This window comes from Chitinophaga sp. CF418, assembly GCF_900142925.1.
Lineage (GTDB): Bacteria > Bacteroidota > Bacteroidia > Chitinophagales > Chitinophagaceae > Chitinophaga.
In genome coordinates this window covers 547,929-564,958 of record NZ_FRCN01000003.1, presented here as the reverse complement: position 1 = coordinate 564,958, position 17,030 = coordinate 547,929, and the positions used below count along the sequence as shown (strand labels likewise).

At 47.0% G+C, this 17,030-nt stretch carries 8 protein-coding genes; all 8 read left to right on the top strand.

What is annotated here, in order from left to right:
• Window positions 1-34: 34 nt before the first annotated feature.
• The 8 genes from F3I09_RS09830 (at window position 35) to F3I09_RS09795 (ending at window position 17,024) form a co-directional block, all read left to right on the top strand.
• Window positions 35-4,126, top strand: coding sequence for a glycosyl hydrolase family 18 protein (locus F3I09_RS09830; RefSeq protein WP_149694858.1), 4,092 nt, complete (start codon window positions 35-37; stop codon window positions 4,124-4,126).
• A gap of 252 nt (window positions 4,127-4,378) precedes the next feature.
• The gene (locus F3I09_RS09825) at window positions 4,379-5,833 is read left to right on the top strand and encodes a T9SS type A sorting domain-containing protein (protein ID WP_223233190.1); all 1,455 of its coding nucleotides are present in this window, start codon (window positions 4,379-4,381) and stop codon (window positions 5,831-5,833) included.
• 156 nt (window positions 5,834-5,989) lie between these two features.
• Window positions 5,990-7,606: a glycosyl hydrolase family 18 protein gene (locus F3I09_RS09820; RefSeq protein WP_149694857.1), complete on the top strand. Its 1,617-nt coding sequence runs from the start codon at window positions 5,990-5,992 to the stop codon at window positions 7,604-7,606.
• An 81-nt stretch (window positions 7,607-7,687) separates the two neighbouring features.
• Complete coding sequence (locus F3I09_RS09815; RefSeq protein WP_149694856.1) at window positions 7,688-8,857, top strand: carbohydrate-binding protein; 1,170 nt, start codon at window positions 7,688-7,690, stop codon at window positions 8,855-8,857.
• A 39-nt stretch (window positions 8,858-8,896) separates the two neighbouring features.
• Window positions 8,897-10,975 carry a T9SS type A sorting domain-containing protein gene (locus F3I09_RS09810; protein ID WP_149694855.1) on the top strand — a complete coding sequence of 693 codons (2,079 nt, stop codon included), beginning with the start codon at window positions 8,897-8,899 and terminating at the stop codon, window positions 10,973-10,975.
• A gap of 292 nt (window positions 10,976-11,267) precedes the next feature.
• Window positions 11,268-11,852, top strand: a complete 585-nt coding sequence (locus tag F3I09_RS09805; RefSeq protein WP_149694854.1) for an RNA polymerase sigma factor — start codon at window positions 11,268-11,270, stop codon at window positions 11,850-11,852.
• 205 nt (window positions 11,853-12,057) lie between these two features.
• Window positions 12,058-13,071, top strand: coding sequence for a FecR family protein (locus tag F3I09_RS09800; protein WP_149694853.1), 1,014 nt, complete (start codon window positions 12,058-12,060; stop codon window positions 13,069-13,071).
• A gap of 296 nt (window positions 13,072-13,367) precedes the next feature.
• Window positions 13,368-17,024, top strand: a complete 3,657-nt coding sequence (locus F3I09_RS09795; RefSeq protein WP_149694852.1) for a SusC/RagA family TonB-linked outer membrane protein — start codon at window positions 13,368-13,370, stop codon at window positions 17,022-17,024.
• The last annotated feature ends 6 nt before the right edge of the window (window positions 17,025-17,030 follow it).

Here is a 17,030-nt window from a genome sequence, read left to right as displayed (position 1 = left end):
GTAGTTCCATATCGTCTCAAAAAAACCGTTATAAATGAAAGTAAATTTTACCTTTCGTAGCGCATTGTCATACCATCGTGTAAGACAAGCCCTTCTGGTGTTGCTGCTCATGCTGGGTTTATCCCCCCTCATGGCGCAGGTGACTCCGCAGGTGCCCGCAACGACAAAGAACCACAGCAAACAGGTGATAGGATATATCACCCAATGGGATGCCTGGAAAGAGGTGTCCGGCATCGTGCCCAAAGGAGGTTATAACCAACTGAATGTGGATTATTCGCAGTACACCATCCTTAACTTCTCCTTCTTCGGTGTAGCGAAAGACGGTTCCTTGCACAGCGGGGACTTCCGTAACAAGAACATTTACCAGGTAGGCGCCGTACAGGAACCTGCTGCATTGCTAAATGAGGACATTTACAGCAGCTGGGACCTGTTCCTGCTAAAAGGCGAACTGGATGCTCCTTTATATTATATCTCAGAAGGCAGCTATGCTTACACCCTGGGATACCGTAATGAAGGCAGCGGCTGGAAAAACGTAAATACTGGCCAAACCGGCGCTTTCCCTTTATCTGTTCCTAAACAGGGCGGTGCACAGGGCTTAATTGACCTGGCGCATGCTAAAGGCGTTAAAGTAATGGCTTCTATCGGCGGCTGGAGTATGTGTAAACACTACCCGGAAATGGCAGCTGATGCTACTAAACGCGCTAAGTTCGTAGCCAATTGTGTAGACCTGATGAACATGGGCTTTGATGGTATCGACTTCGACTGGGAATACCCTAACGATGCGGGTATGAACATCGAAAAGTACAGCACTGCCGACTTCAACAACTTCGCAGCACTGGTAGAAGCGGTAAGAGCTGCTATCGGTCCTAATAAACTGATCACAGCTGCATTTGCCGCTGCTCCTGCTAAACTGCAGGGCTTTAACTGGTCTCGTCTGAATAATTCAATGAATTATTACAACATGATGACCTACGACTACAATGGTGGATGGTCTAATAAAGCCGGTCACAACGCTCCACTGTACGACTATCCTGGTGCTGAATACAGCAACTTCTCTGTAGACGCTACTGTGAAGGCGCTGAAAGCCCTGGGTGTAAACATGTCTAAAGTGAACATCGGTGCTCCTTTCTATGGCCGTGGTGTAATAACCAGCGGTACTGCTGCGCTGAACGCTGCTACTACCAAACGTGCTGAGACTGTACAGCCGGATGGTCCTATCCAGACCTGTGCAGACTATACCAACTGGCAGAAAGACCTCTGGGATGGTACGCCTAACTATAGCTACATTCTGCAGCAGACAGGCTCAGGATGGACAGAAGGCTGGGATGATGTAGCAAAAGTACCTTACAAAACAAAAGGCAATTATTTCCTGAGCTATGATAACGAGCGTTCAGTAGGAGAGAAAGCTAAATATATCAAGGACAATGGACTGGCAGGTGTAATTATCTGGCAGGTATTCGGTGACATGTTGAACATGACCAGCAGCACCGTTGCTAAGGGCAAGCTTATCTATTGTCCTAACACTACTTCTCCGCTCGTAAACAAAATCAACGCTGTTTTCGCTGATGGCAGCACTCCGACAAACCAGCCACCATCAGTAAACCTGACTGCACCGACTGCAAATGCAACATTCACTGCACCTGCAAGCATCACCGTGAGCGCTAATGCTACAGACAGTGATGGCAGCATCGCAAAGGTACAGTTCTTCAATGGCGCTACCAGCCTGGGTACTGTTACAGCTGCTCCATACAGCATTTCCTGGAGCAATGTAGCTGCAGGTACTTACAGCATCACTGCTGTAGCTACTGACAATGCAGGAGCTGCTACCACTTCATCTGCAGTATCTGTTACTGTGAAAAGCGGTACTGTTGATCCTCCTCCTACTAACGGTAAAGTAGTAGTAGGTTACTGGCATAACTGGAACCTGGCGTCTGCTCCATATATCCGCTTACGCGATGTGGACAGCCGTTACAATGTGATAGAAGTAGCTTTCGGTACTACCGCGAGCGATTATTCTACTGTAAGCTTCACTCCGGATGGCGCTACTGTAGCCGATTTCAAAGCTGATATCGCTACACTGCAGTCACAGGGTAGAAAAGTGTTACTGTCACTGGGTGGTGAAACCGGTACTATTATGCTGGCTACCGATGCCAACAAACAGGCTTTCATTACCAGCATGAAAAACCTGCTGGATAGCTATAACTTTGATGGTTTTGATATCGATATCGAAGGCGGTACTTCTTTACAGCTGAACAATGGCGATAACAACTTTATGGCGCCAACTACGCCTAAAGTAGTGAACCTGATCGCTGCCGTGAAAGAGATCGTTGCTTACCGTCAGGCACAGGGTAAAAACTGTCTGCTGACAATGGCGCCTGAAACTTACTATGTACAGACAGCTTACGGCGCTACCTACTCTCCGCTGGTAGGTGCTTATCTGCCTATCATCTATGGTCTGCGTAACGAACTGTCCTGGATACAGCCACAGCTGTACAACACCGGTTCTGTAATGGGCCTGGACAACAAAGTATACAACTCAGCAACAGCTGACTTCATCGTATCTATGACTGAGATGCTGTTACAGGGCTTCCCTGTATCAGGTACCAGCCAGACTTTCCCTGCACTGCGTGAAGATCAGGTAGCATTCGGTCTGCCTGCTGCTCCTGGTGCTGCAGGTAGCGGTTACACCAGCCCTGCTGAAGTGAAGAAAGCACTGAATTATCTGACCAAAGGACAATCCTACGGCGGTGGTTACACACTGCGTAAAGCAGCTGGTTATCCTGGTCTGCGTGGTATCATGACATGGTCTGTAAACTGGGATAAAGTAAACAACAGCGAGTTTGCTGCCAACTACTATCCTTATTTCTTCGGTTCTACACCGGGCAACCAGTCTCCGGTGGTGAGCATCACTTCTCCGGCTGCAGGAGCTTCTTTCACTGCACCGGCTTCCATCACTATCACTGCAAGTGCATCTGATGCTGATGGTACAGTTTCTAAAGTTGAATTCTATAATGGTGCGACCAAATTAGGTCAGGCCACTTCTGCTCCCTATACCTATTCATGGACTAACGTAGCAGCTGGCACTTATAGCCTTACAGCTGTTGCTACTGATAACGGCGGTGCAGTTACCACATCATCTGCAGTATCTGTTACAGTAAATGGCACAGGTAACAATACCTGCGACGGTATTGCCGCCTGGTCAGCTACCGCTGTCTATACTGCTAACATGCAGGTAGTTTACAATGGTAAGATCTACAACGCAAAATGGTGGACACAGAACGAGCAGCCTGATACCCACACTGGTGATGGTCAGGTTTGGGCATATGTACGCGACTGCGGTTCCAATCCTGGTAACCAGGCTCCAGCCGTAAGCATCACTTCTCCAGCCAGCGGCGCTACATTCACAGCTCCTGCTACAGTAACCATCCAGGCTACTGCTTCAGATGCTGACGGTACTGTTGCTAAAGTTGAATTCTACAACGGTAGCACCAAACTGGGTGAAGCCACTGCAAGTCCTTACTCTTACACATGGAGCAATGTTGCCGCCGGTTCTTACAGCATCACAGCTAAAGCTACCGACAATGGCAACGCTTCAACTACCAGCGGCGCAGTAACTATCACAGTAGGCGGCGGTGGCAACACCGGTAACTGTGCAGGTGTACCAACTTACCAGCCATACCCTGCGGTGTACAACCTGGGCGATAAAGTGGTATATAACGGCAACCTGTATGAAAGCCTGTCTAACGGACTGTATAACGTAACTCCGGGTACAGCTGACTATTGGTGGAAACCACTGGGAGCATGCGGAGCAAGTGCAGCAACCGTAGCTGCAGTATCTCCGGTACCTGATAATGTTGCAAATGAGAAAGTACTGGTATTCCCTAACCCGCTGACAGGTACTACACTGAAAGTACAGTTCAATGCAGCAGCAGGTGAGAAAGTACTGATCGAATTGTGGAGCACTGGTGGTGGTACCGCTGTGATCCGTAAACAATATATCGCAGGCGCTAAAGGCCAGCAAACAGTTGATCTGGATGTTTCTCAGGTACCAGCAGGTTCCTGGATACTGAAAACAAATCATCTGAAGAGCGGCCATAAGGGTACTGCGAAAGTAGTACGCCTGTAACAGGTAACTTAGGAATCGGAAATCAGGAACTACGGGCCCCGGCCTTAGTTCCTGATTCCTGGTTTCTAATCACTGTTTTCTGATTATCTGTCAACCAGCGATCTGTCAACCATATCAAAAGAGAGTCCTATATGCTGCTTTATACACCTTTCTCCAATACTGTATTTTACGTGCTCTTTCTGTGAAGCTGGCCATGAGCGGCCCTTTACATCCCTCGAAATAATTTATTGTTGACGCTAGAATTCCATAGGTATGATTAAAAATTTTACACATTTATGTATTAAGAGCTTTATTATTCCTGTCCTGATTGCAGCCGGCCACCTAACGGTGCTGGCGCAATCAGGTATTTACGGAGGCGGCCCCATTTACAAGAACCGCAGTTATGCCATCAATGAGCTGAGAAATTCAGGCTATACCTATGTAGTGGTATGGACCATTCACATTGATGCCAGCGGCAATTTTAACTTCAATGCCGAGTTCCCCCTGGTGCAGAATGGCGCCTATGTAGGGGGCAATTCCTATCCCAATTTTGTGGATGACATGGCGAGACTGAAGTCTGCGCCCACTACTATCAACAGGCTGGAGTTCTGTCTCAGCGCCTGGGGATCTTCTACTTTTGCCAACATAAAAAATCTCATTGCTTCGCAGGGTACAGGCAGTAGCAGTATCCTGTACCGTAACTTCCAGGCATTGCGGAATACCTTCCCGATGGTGGATGCGATCGGCTTTGATGATGAAAGTACCTACGATGTAAGTTCAGCTACCGCACTGGCGGTAATGCTGGGCAACCTGGGTTTTAAAGTTAGCCTGGTGCCCTATACCAACTCCGGTTTCTGGACAAGCGTAGCTACCAATACCAATAACCAGCGTGCCGGAACGATTGACAGGATAGACCTGCAGTGCTATTCCGGTGGCCGCAATAACTCTCCCTGCAACTGGAACTTCGGCACTGTACCTGTATATGCCGGCTTGTGGGATGCGGAGAAAACAACAGCACAGGTGCAAAGCCAGCTGAATACCTGGAAGAATAGCTGCAGTGCACGTATCAAAGGCGGATTTATGTGGTTGTATGATGATATTGATAACAGTACGCAGACGGCAGCCTATGCTACCGCTATCAGGAATGTATTTGGCGGCGGTACGCTTAATACGGCTGCGGTCACCTTTTACAGGGATTGTAATTACGGCGGACTGGGTATCAGTTTGCCAACAGGCGATTACACTCTTAGCAGACTGCTTTCCTATGGAATCAGGAACGACGAAATTTCATCTGTAAATGTAAACAGCGGATATAGCACACGCCTGTACGTAAACGATAACTTTGGCGGCAATTCTCTTGCGCTTACAGCCAGCAATGACTGTCTCGTGGATGAAGGCTGGAACGACCTGGCAAGCTCCCTGATCATACGCGCCGGTTCGGGTGCACGAACTGCTAATGAGGCAGGGCAGAAGTCAGGTTTTTCTTCGGTTCCGTTAGTAAAAGGATTTATCCTTTATCCGAATCCTGCAAACAGCGAATTGATACTGGCGGCGGATGAAGATTTAACAGGCCTGTTCATGCAGGTATTTGACATGACCGGAAGGCCGGTGATGTCGTTCAGGAACACGATTAACAGGTTGGATCTTTCCAGGCTGCGGCCGGGCGTATACACGCTTGTATTTAACAGGAATGGCAACAAGGTGGCCCGGCAGTTTATTAAGCAATAACCATTTGAAATATATCCTTGTTACAAGTTCTGCTTTACTTCTTGTACATGAGCGTATAAAGGGAAACACATCTCTGTCCGGAGGCAATGGTGGAACTTGTAATATGGCATGCGCGGTTCATGACCGGCTTATTTTTTATCCCTCAAAACATAAAGCATGAAAACAACGAAATGGATCAAGGCGTGTCTGCTGCTGGCAGCAGGTGCGTTTATGTCCGTACAGACATTTGCCCAGTTCAAGGTAGTAGGCTATATGCCTTCCTGGTCGGGCAGTGTAAGTGCGATTCAGTACAGCAAACTGACGCACATTAATTACGCCTTCGCATTACCAACTTCTACAGGTGGCCTGCAGGCCATCGAAAATCCTTCTAAATTATCCAGCCTGGTTAGCAGCGGTCATGCCAATGGTGTGAAAGTGCTGATAGCAGTGGGTGGTTGGAACAACGGTGATGATGGTGCATTTGAATCACTTGCTGCAAATGCAACCTATCGTACTAATTTTGTCAATACCTTGATCAGTTTCGTAAACCAGTACGGACTGGATGGCGTGGACATCGACTGGGAATATCCGGATAATGGCGCATCTGCAAATAACTACCTGGCATTGATGCAGCAGTTATCTACTGCGCTTCATAACCAGGGAAAACTGCTTACAGCAGCTGTTGTTGGTACCGGTGGCGCCAGCATTCTCAATGGAGTATTCAATGTAGTTGATTACTTAAACCTCATGGCTTATGACTATAATAATTACGAACACTCTACTTACAATTATGCATCTCAGTCGCTGTCTTACTGGGTTGGCAGGGGACTGCCTAAGGCAAAAGCCATATTAGGTGTTCCTTTCTATGCCCGTCCTTCATGGAACAGCTATGCAACATTGCTGTCACAAGGTGCTAGTCCAAATTCTGATTATTTCGGAAGCGACTACTACAATGGTATCCCTACCATCAAATCCAAAACCAACCTGGCATTCGATCAGGGTGGTGGTATCATGATGTGGGAACTGTCTCAGGATGTTAACAATGCTAATTCCCTGCTGAGTGCTATCTACCAGGTGAAGCTTGACCGTAGTGGTACTAATCCTCCGCCTACCGGTGGTACACTGATCCAGGCAGAAAGCTATACTTCCATGTCAGGCGTACAGGTGGAAGCCTGCACTGACGAAGGTGGTGGTTCTAACGTAGGTTATATCGAAACCGCAGACTGGATGGCATATTCCAACATCAACTTCCCTACTTCCGGTACTTACAAGGTAGAGTACAGGGTAGCCAGCCAGAGCACCGGCGGTCAGTTATCACTTGACCTTAATTCAGGTTCTATTGTACTGGGTTACCTGAACGTACCTGTTACCGGCGGATGGCAGACCTGGACCACCATTTCACACAACGTGAATGTTGCTACTGCCGGCACTTATTCTGTAGGTGTCTATGCACAGTCAGGTGGCTGGAACATCAACTGGATCCGTATTACAAAAGTATCTGCTGCTGCCGCTACTGTTGCTGCAACAAGTCAGAAAGAACTGGTGTTTGACAACAAAGCTGCTGAAAAAGCACCTTTATTATTCCCGAACCCTGTTGCTACTTCACTGAACCTGAAAGGTGACTTCAACCAGCCGGGTGGTATCATCACTATCTACGACCTGAACGGTAAACAGGTGCTGAATGCCAAAGGCGGTGTCAGCAACATCAGCGTGGATGGTCTTCCTGCCGGTACTTACCTGCTGGTATATACGAAAGGTGATAAGAAAGTTACCCAGAAATTCGTGAAGAGATAATATAAACTGTAGCCTCCGGCAGAGAGTGTTTCCCTTTTTACACAGTCCCTTTTATTAACCATTTAAAAACAAAACCCTTTTATGATGAGATCACTAAAATTGTCCCTCATGTTAACCGCTGGTCTGGCGCTTGCAGGAAGCGCTGCATCAGCCCAGAACTGGCAGCTGGTCTGGCAGGACGAATTTACGAACAGTATAGGCCCCGATTGGGTATTCGAAACCGGTACCGGTTCCGGCGGATGGGGCAACAATGAATTAGAGTACTATCGTCAGGAAAATGCTACTATCGAAAATGGTCAGCTGGTGATCACTGCCAAACAGGAGAGCTTTGGTGGTATGAACTATACTTCTGCCCGTATGAAAACCCAGGGCAGAAAATCGTGGACATACGGCAAGATAGAGGCCCGTATCGCTATACCCTCTTTCCAGGGCTCCTGGCCTGCATTCTGGATGCTGGGTAGCAACATCAGTCAGGTTGGATGGCCATCCTGCGGAGAAATAGATATCCTGGAACATGTGAACACAAATGCAGAAATAAATGGAACTGTACACTGGACAGGCACCGATGGTAACCATGCTTCCTATGGAAGTACTACGCCCGTGAATGTAACCGGGTACCATGTCTACAGCATTGAATGGGACGCCAACGCCATTAAATGGTTTGTAGATGGAGTACAGTACAATGTGATCAACATTGCCAACAACGTAGGTAGTACCGAAGAGTTTCAGCGGGATTTCTTTATCCTGCTCAACTTTGCTATCGGCGGTAACTGGCCTGGCTTTACAGTGAACAATGGTGCGCTGCCGGCTAAAATGTATGTGGATTATGTAAGAGTATACCAGAATGGTGGCGGCACCAATCCGGGTTTCTCCACTACCATCCAGGCAGAGTCTTATAGCGCTATGTCAGGTGTACAGACCGAAGCTACTACTGATGCAGGTGGCGGTTCCAATGTAGGTTATATTGAAACCGGCGACTGGATGGCATATCCTGCTGTTACTATTCCTACCAGCGGTACCTACAAGGTAGAATACCGTGTAGCCAGCCTGAATGGCGGCGGCCGTTTGTCACTGGATGTAAATGCAGGTGCAAGCGTGCTCGGTTACCTGGACATTCCTTCCACAGGAGGATGGCAGAACTGGACTACCGTATCGCACAACGTTACTATCAATGCCGGTACTTACAACTTCGGCATCTTCGCCCAATCAGGTGGATGGAACATTAACTGGTTCCGCATCACCAAATTGTAAACCAGATCCTTTATTAAAAAACGTTAAACAGTTTACCCTATGAGCAAAATGTTAAAATATATAGCAGGAACGTCATTAGCATTACTGGCGGCTTCCGTTACACATGCACAACAAAAAGAGCCTTATCGTCTGGGAACTCCTGCCGGCCTCCTGCAGGATATCCGCTCTCAGGCTACAAAACCACATGCAAGATTGGTAAGTGCTACAGAACTCAAAATAGGCGCAGGCGCTGTGCTGACAGGTAAAGTGAATACCCGCCACACAGATGGTAAGAATATGGAGGCAGTGATCGGTGAGATTGAGAACACACCTGGTTCTTCCTTTTACCTGCAGGTAAAAGACGGAGAGGTAACAGGAAATATCATCCTGCGCAGCAGCAAAAAAGGTTACAAATACTATACAGATAAAGGTACGGCCTATGTAAAAGAAGTACCCATTGATGCACTCTTGTGTATTGATTATAACAAAGCACCGGATGGAGAAACAGCCGGAAGAACAGCGCCTGCCAATACCAGCGTGCTGAGTGCACTGGCCCTGCCGGAACTGCAAAGCCTTCCCGGAGCGAATGGCGTGGTACTGCTGGACTTTGACGGTCAGTACGTATCAGGTACATTATGGAACAACGGTAATCCTATCAATGCAGCGGCAACAACGCTTACAGAAGCGCAGCAGCAGGAAGTGTGGGAGCTGGTGAGTGAAGATTTCCGTCCCTTCAAACTGAACGTTACCAACAGTGAAGCAGTATATAATACATATCCTGCCAACAGGAGAATGCGTTGCATCTTCACACCAACCAATACGGCTGCTCCGGGAGCTGGTGGTGTTGCATACGTAGGTTCTTTCAACTGGGGTAATGAAACACCTTGCTGGGTGTTTAACGGTGGTGTAAAAGGCGCTGGTGATGCTGCTTCCCATGAAGTAGGTCATACTTTCGGTCTTTCACACGACGGCCGTACCACTCCGGCAGAAGGTTATTATGCAGGTCAGGGCAACTGGGCGCCTATCATGGGTGTAGGTTACTATGTACCTGTGGTACAATGGAGCAAAGGTGAGTACGCCAGTGCTAACCAGCTGGAAGACGACCTGGCAAAAATTGCCAGCAGCACCTACGGTGTTGGTTACAGAACAGATGACGCAGGCGGATCTACCGGTGCGGCAGTTGCATTAAACATTAGCGGTAGTGGTACCGTAAATACCAATGGTGTGATAGAACGCACCGGTGACGTGGATTTCTATAGCTTTACTACCAGTGGTGGTGCCGTGTCGCTGAATTTTGCAACACCTACCCGTCAGCCTAACCTGGACATCCTGGCTACATTGTACAACAGCGGTGGTAGCGTGGTGGCCAGCAGCAATCCTACAGGACTGTCTGCATCTATCAGCGCTACACTGGGCGCCGGTACCTATTATATATCTGTAACCGGTACAGGTTACCTGGATCCGGTTACTACAGGTTATTCCAACTATGGTTCCCTGGGTAGCTATGCTATTACTGGTAGCATCGCTTCAACTACTGCAGCTACAGTTTATAAAGATTGTAACTATGGCGGATATGCTGTTGGATTGACTGTAGGTAGCTATACCTTGTCACAGCTGCAGGCTAAAGGCGTAATAAATGATGATATCTCTTCCCTGAAAGTGGCCAGTGGTTATGAGGCAATTCTCTACAAGGATGATAACTTCGGTGGCGATGCATACCTGTTCAGAGGTGACTTCTCCTGCCTGGTGGACCTGTCACTCAATGGCGCGCCGCTGAACCTGAACGACTGGACCTCTTCCGTTGTGATCCAGCCTTCTACCGCTAAAGCGGCACGTACTACAGGCACACTGCAGTATATAGAGAAGATAAGTTCCGCAGCTGCTGAAAGCAAACTGGGTACTACCCTGAACGTATTGCCGAATCCGTTTGTAAATGATGTGGTTGTAAGAACTACAGCAACTACGAAGGAAGGATTCCTATATGTAAGTGTATTTGCGCTGGATGGCAGAACCGTACTGCCTGCCAAACGCATTGTGAACGGAGAGAAGATAGATCTGTCAGGCGTAAGCAAAGGCGTATACCTGATTAAGATATTCAACGGTAAGGATACTGAAATAAGGAAGATCATCAAGCAATAATAAGCTACCTGCTTGCAGGGATTGTGTAAAAAAGCAAAAAACAGGATTACCACCTACTAAAAGTGGTAACTCCTGTTTTTTGCTTTTTACCTTTTCCCCTTTTCTACAGTAGCAAATACATTCCAAATACTTTTAATTTAATTTTTTGTTATAAAATAGTGCAGAATAAAAAGAATTGTTACTATTTTATATGTCGAAAAGATGGAGATTTAACATTGTAATGAAAACCCGGAGCCATTAAAACTGCCGTATAATTTGTATTGGGAAGTACGAATTATATAAACGACGTGATATGAATACACAAGATGCCGAGTTAGTAGTAAGATTAATAGAAGATGATGTAAGCGCCTTTGATGCCCTGTACTGGAAATATCACCAGGCAGTCTATCGAAATATTTTCAAGTTTGTTAAGGAACCCATTGCAACAGAAGATATTTTGCAGGAGGTCTATGCCCGCCTGTGGGAAAAGAGAAAGGACATTAATGCCGGCCAATCCGTTGCCGGATGGTTGTTTGTGATTAGCTTTAACCTCTCGGTGGACTATGTCCGGAAGAAACTGCGCGAACATACTTTTCACAGGGAATTATATAATCTGAATATTGAAACAAGCAACTGGGAGGATAATCCGGCTGCTTATGAAGAACAATATCGTTTACTGGAAGATGCCATTTCCCAGCTTTCTCCCAAGAAACAGAAGATTGTCACATTGTGTAAACTGGAAGGTAAAACGTATGATGAAGTAGCAGAAGAACTAAAGATTTCAAGAAATACCGTTAAGGAACATTTGTCTATAGCGATGACCCGTATCAATGAATACGTACAGAAGAATAAGGAACACAAATATGTGTTATTGCTCCTCTTGTTCATGAAAAGTTAGTTCGTAAACCATAATGGACTGTCATTGAAAGAGAATGTAATGCCATAAAACCAATGGCAGTGCCATTATATAATTAAATATACATGGAGAAACCAACCATACTGCCGTAAGATACATTATAAATAAGAATATATAACATTTCTCGTAAACGCACCCACCCACATCCTGTGGGTCGCCGTATTTAGGGTAAATAATCATCAAAATAGTGCAGAACAGGAAGGAATACCTCAAGCAACTGTTGCATCAAAAGGAGTGGAAACAGGAAGACCGGGATTGGCTGCTGCAATATTTGAATGAAAACGATCTTACAGACCTGCAGGAAGTCGCAGCAGAAGCTTATAATACAGAACTGCTCAGCGAAGATCCTGTACTGGAAAGAGAACACTCAGAACGTATACTGGAAAAGATTCATCAGCGCATCAGCGCCCGCAGGGAACCGGAACCTGTTGTGAAGATGATCAGCTTCAGTCGCTGGAAGGTAGCCGCTGCAGCCATCATTATCCTGACGGTAGGGGCAGGTATCCTGGGCCTGCTCAGAAAACCCGTAAAACAGCTTTCGGTTACATCCGGGACGCAACGGAAAACAGTTACACTGCCTGATGGTTCGGTCGCCTACCTGGAACCGGGAACTACCTTAAAGTATACCGGTAACTATGGCAGGAAAGAACGTAACGTAACGCTTACAGGAGAAGCGCTGTTCAATGTACAAAAAGATGATAAACACCCTTTTATTGTTGCTTCATCGCTGATCAGCACTAAGGTACTGGGTACTTCCTTTAATATGGAAGCAAGGAACGTAACAGAGGCCAGGGTGGTAGTACTTACAGGAATGGTACAGGTTGAAGCAAAAGGAGAAGAAAATCAGGAGGATAAAGAGGTGATCCTCACAGCCAACAAAGGAGCGGTATATAACAGTAACACTCATTTGCTGGAAATGTCTGACGCCGCCGACGATGCAAGGTTTTATTCGCAGAAGCAGCAGGGACGGTTTATTTACGATGGTGAAGAAGTAATAAAAGTAGTAAACGACCTGCAAAGGTACTATAATATAGAGATTAAAGTAGACGGAAGGATACAACACTGTGCATTTTACGGAGATGTAAACATTGTGGATGACCTGGAGAAGGCACTCGATCTGATCGCAGTGTCGCTGAACGCCAAAATCAATAAGGATAGAAATGGAAACGGCTATATAATTGCCGGAGGTAACTGTCATTAGACAAAAGACACAACTAACAGTTAACCTGCCTTGAAACCTTAAGTAAATGTACTGAGCATACCCAAAGTATGCTAGCCAACTTGTTTTTGACCAGTTTATAAAATATTGCACACAACCAAACTAAATCGCATTATGACGACTCAGGAACGAACGCCATCCGGTTAACTATACCCTTAAAGTTAACTCAGTAAATAAACATGCACTGCTCCGCAGCAGGTGCCCTATTGCCCTGGCCTCACAAGGACCGGTAATGGGATTTCTATTTCCCGAACTGAACCAAAATCAAATCATAACCGATGCTTAAAAAGGCAACCCTATCCCTCCACCTGATAACGCTCGCGCTACTCGTGTTGCTAAACACCATCACAGTGCCGGCAGCTGCTTCAGGAATACAGGATGCCCTCGACAAGAAGATCTCACTTGAACTGAAGAATGTGTTATTAAAAGAAGCACTTGACAAGATCGGAAATCTCGCAGAAGTATCTTTTATCTATGCAGGCAACAAGATGATAGTGGCCAACAAAGTAGATGTCAGCGCACACAATGAAAAAGTGGGCGATCTGTTGAAAAAAATACTGAAGCCCCTGTCACTATCCTATACGGTTCTCTATGACCGCGTAGTGATACGGCCCGTTGAAAAAAAAATGGACAACCTTACCGTTCCGGAAAACGACCGGCAGGTAGCCCAGCGCACACAGGACGTAAAAGGTACAGTGATGTCTCTTAAGAATGAAGCCCTGCCGGGAGTGGCCATCCTCATTAAAGGCACTACCAGGGGGACCACTACCAATGATAAAGGTGCTTTCGAACTGAAGAACGTTCCCGGCGATGCTATACTGGTATTCAATCTTACCGGTTACCAGCAGCAGGAAGTAAGTGTTGCTGCTTATAAGAGTGGTGTCATTAATATACAACTGCAGGAGAAAACAACCAAACTGCAGGAAGTAGTGGTGACAGGTTTCCAGGACATTGATAAGAGCAAATTCACCGGTGCTTCCGCCCGCATCAAAATGGATGAGGCCAGGATAGATGGTATGCCGGACGTAAGCCGTATGTTGGAAGGACGCGTAGCCGGTGTGGCTATACAGAACGTGTCCAGCACATTTGGTACCGCTCCGAAGATCCGTGTGCGTGGTGCTACTTCCATCAATGGAGATAACAAGCCGCTGTGGGTAGTGGATAACGTAGTGCTGGAAGATGTGGTGAATATCTCGAACGACCAGCTGTCCAGCGGCGACCCTACCACCTTGCTGGGCTCCGCAGTGGCAGGTCTCAACCCTAACGATATTGAAAGCTTCGACATCCTCAAGGATGCTGCAGCTACCGCCCTGTATGGTGCGCGTGCCATGAATGGTGTAGTGGTGATCACTACAAAAAAAGGACGCGCCGGCGCTAAACCGGTTGTTACCTACAGCGGCAACTACAGTACTCAGCTGAAGCCTAACTATAGCAATTATAATATCATGAACTCCGCCCAGCAGATGTCAGTGCTGGCAGAGCTGGAGCGGAAGGGCATGCTCACTTCTGATATTCTTTCCCGTGGCGATATTGGTGTGTATGGTAAGATGTATGAGATGCTGAATGCAGATGATAATGGAAATTTTCCGCTGGAGAATACTCCCGCAGCTAAACGTAAGTTCCTGCTGAGATATGCTTCTGCCAATACTGACTGGTTTGATATTCTCTTCAAGACCAGTTTTATCCAGGAACATTCCCTCAGCGTATCCTCCGGTACAGATAAAGGACAGTCCTATTTCTCTACCAGCTTTTACCATGATAACGGCTGGACCGTTGCAGATAAAGTAAGCCGTTATACACTCAACTTCCGTAACAACTATAAGCTCTCTGACAGAGTAAGCACAGGCTTCTCTGTACTCGGCTCTGCACGTCAGCAAAGAGCGCCTGGTGCACTGACCCGTACCAGCAACCCTGTAGAAGGCCAGTATGACCGCGATTTTGACATCAATCCATTCAGTTATGCCCTGAATACCAGCCGTACTTTAACCGCTTATGACGAGCAAGGCAACCTGGAATATTTCAGAAGGAATTATGCGCCTTTTAATATCATCAATGAATCGGCCAACAATTACCTGAACCTGAGTATGATGGACCTCCGTCTCCAGGGCGATTTCTCCTGGAAGGTGGCTAAAAATCTGCGTTATGAATTTGTAGGCGCCCTGCGTTATGTGAAGTCCTCACGTGAACACCAGATCACTGAGAACAGTAACATGGCCAACGCCTACCGTGCTGCTGACAATGCCACCATCGCAGAGAATAACAAGTTCCTCTACCACGATCCTGCCAATCCGGATGCATTGCCGATGATCGTGCTGCCTTATGGTGGTTTCTACAACCGCACAGAAGATCAGCTGATCAACTTCGACTTCCGTAATAGCTTAAACTATAATGCTACTATCGGCGATCGTCATAGCCTGACAGCCATGATAGGACAGCAGGTAAAATATGCAGACCGCCAGAATTCATCCAACACCGGTTACGGTTACCAGTATAACAATGGCGGTGTGCCTTTCACCGACTATCGTATTTTGAAGCAAACTATCGAGAGCAGTTTTCCTTACTATGGTATGAGCAAAGACTATGACCGCTTTGCCGCCTTCTACGCAACTGCTACTTATGCCTACAACAATAAATATAACCTGACAGGTACTACCCGTTATGATGGTTCCAACAGGCTGGGAAGATCCAGCACCGCCCGTTGGCTGCCTACCTGGAGCGTATCTGCTTCCTGGAACGTTGACAGGGAAGATTTCATTCAGAACCTGGGTTGGGTAGACTACCTGGCACTCAGGGCCAGCTACGGACTAACTGCCAGTATGGGCCCTGCCACCAACTCTAACATCGTATTCCAGACAGTTAATTCGAAGAGAACCCACCTCGATGAGGTGGAGTCAGTGATCAAGATAGCGCATCTGCAGAATGATGACCTGACCTGGGAAAAGCTGTACACGACCAATATCGGTCTGGATGGTACCCTGTTTAACAGAAGGCTGAATTTCACGATCGATGCTTACAGCCGTAAGAGCTTTGACCTGATCAGCATCATCAAAACCTCCGGTATCGGTGGTGAAACTTTCAAAGCAGCCAACTATGCCGACATGAATTCAAAGGGTGTGGAAGTATTGATAGGCGGCGACATTATCAAGAAGAAGAATTGGGGTTGGAAATCCAATGTAACATTCGGTTACAACACCAACAAGATCACCAATGCGAAGAACATCCCCAGGATCTTTGACCTGGTGGTAGCTGAAGGCGGTAACAAAGAAGGTTATCCCGTAAGAGGTCTTTTCTCTCTCGAATATAAAGGACTGGATCCCCACACAGGTACCCCGCAGTTTGTGAACCAGCATGGTGATGTAAGCAAAGACGTATTCCTGCAGGACCTGAACACATCTCACCTGGTATACCAGGGACCGGTTGATCCGCCGGCAACAGGAGGCTTTTCCAATACCTTCCACTACAAGGGTTTGTCGATGAACGTATTCGTGACTTACCAGTGGGGTAATAAGATCCGTCTGTATCCTGCTTTCAAGACTGCTTATTCTGATCTGGATGCCATGCCGAAAGAGTTTTATGACCGCTGGATCATGCCGGGAGATGAGAAGGAGACACAGACGCCATCCATTCTCGACGGGCTGGAACAGGTGATGCTTGGAGGAGCTTATCCTTACAACAACTACAACTATTCCACCGCCAGAGTAGCAAAGGGTGATATGATCCGCCTGAAAACAGTATCACTCACCTGGCAGCTGCCAGCTACACTGTTAAAAAGAACTGCGCTCAACAATGTAACACTTACCGGCGCAGCAATTAACCCATGGCTGATCTATTCAGACAAGAAACTGAGAGGACAGGATCCTGAGTTCTTCAACACAGGTGGTGTAGCGCAGCCTATACAGAAACAATTTACTCTTTCACTAAAAGTAGGTCTCTAAATAAAG

What these genes read in the sequence shown, in the direction of transcription:
- F3I09_RS09830 (WP_149694858.1), top strand. Translation starts at nt 35, where the DNA reads ATGAAAGTAAATTTTACCTTTCGTAGCGCATTGTCATACCATCGTGTA.
- F3I09_RS09825 (WP_223233190.1), top strand. Translation starts at nt 4,379, where the DNA reads ATGATTAAAAATTTTACACATTTATGTATTAAGAGCTTTATTATTCCT.
- F3I09_RS09820 (WP_149694857.1), top strand. Translation starts at nt 5,990, where the DNA reads ATGAAAACAACGAAATGGATCAAGGCGTGTCTGCTGCTGGCAGCAGGT.
- F3I09_RS09815 (WP_149694856.1), top strand. Translation starts at nt 7,688, where the DNA reads ATGATGAGATCACTAAAATTGTCCCTCATGTTAACCGCTGGTCTGGCG.
- F3I09_RS09810 (WP_149694855.1), top strand. Translation starts at nt 8,897, where the DNA reads ATGAGCAAAATGTTAAAATATATAGCAGGAACGTCATTAGCATTACTG.
- F3I09_RS09805 (WP_149694854.1), top strand. Translation starts at nt 11,268, where the DNA reads ATGAATACACAAGATGCCGAGTTAGTAGTAAGATTAATAGAAGATGAT.
- F3I09_RS09795 (WP_149694852.1), top strand. Translation starts at nt 13,368, where the DNA reads ATGCTTAAAAAGGCAACCCTATCCCTCCACCTGATAACGCTCGCGCTA.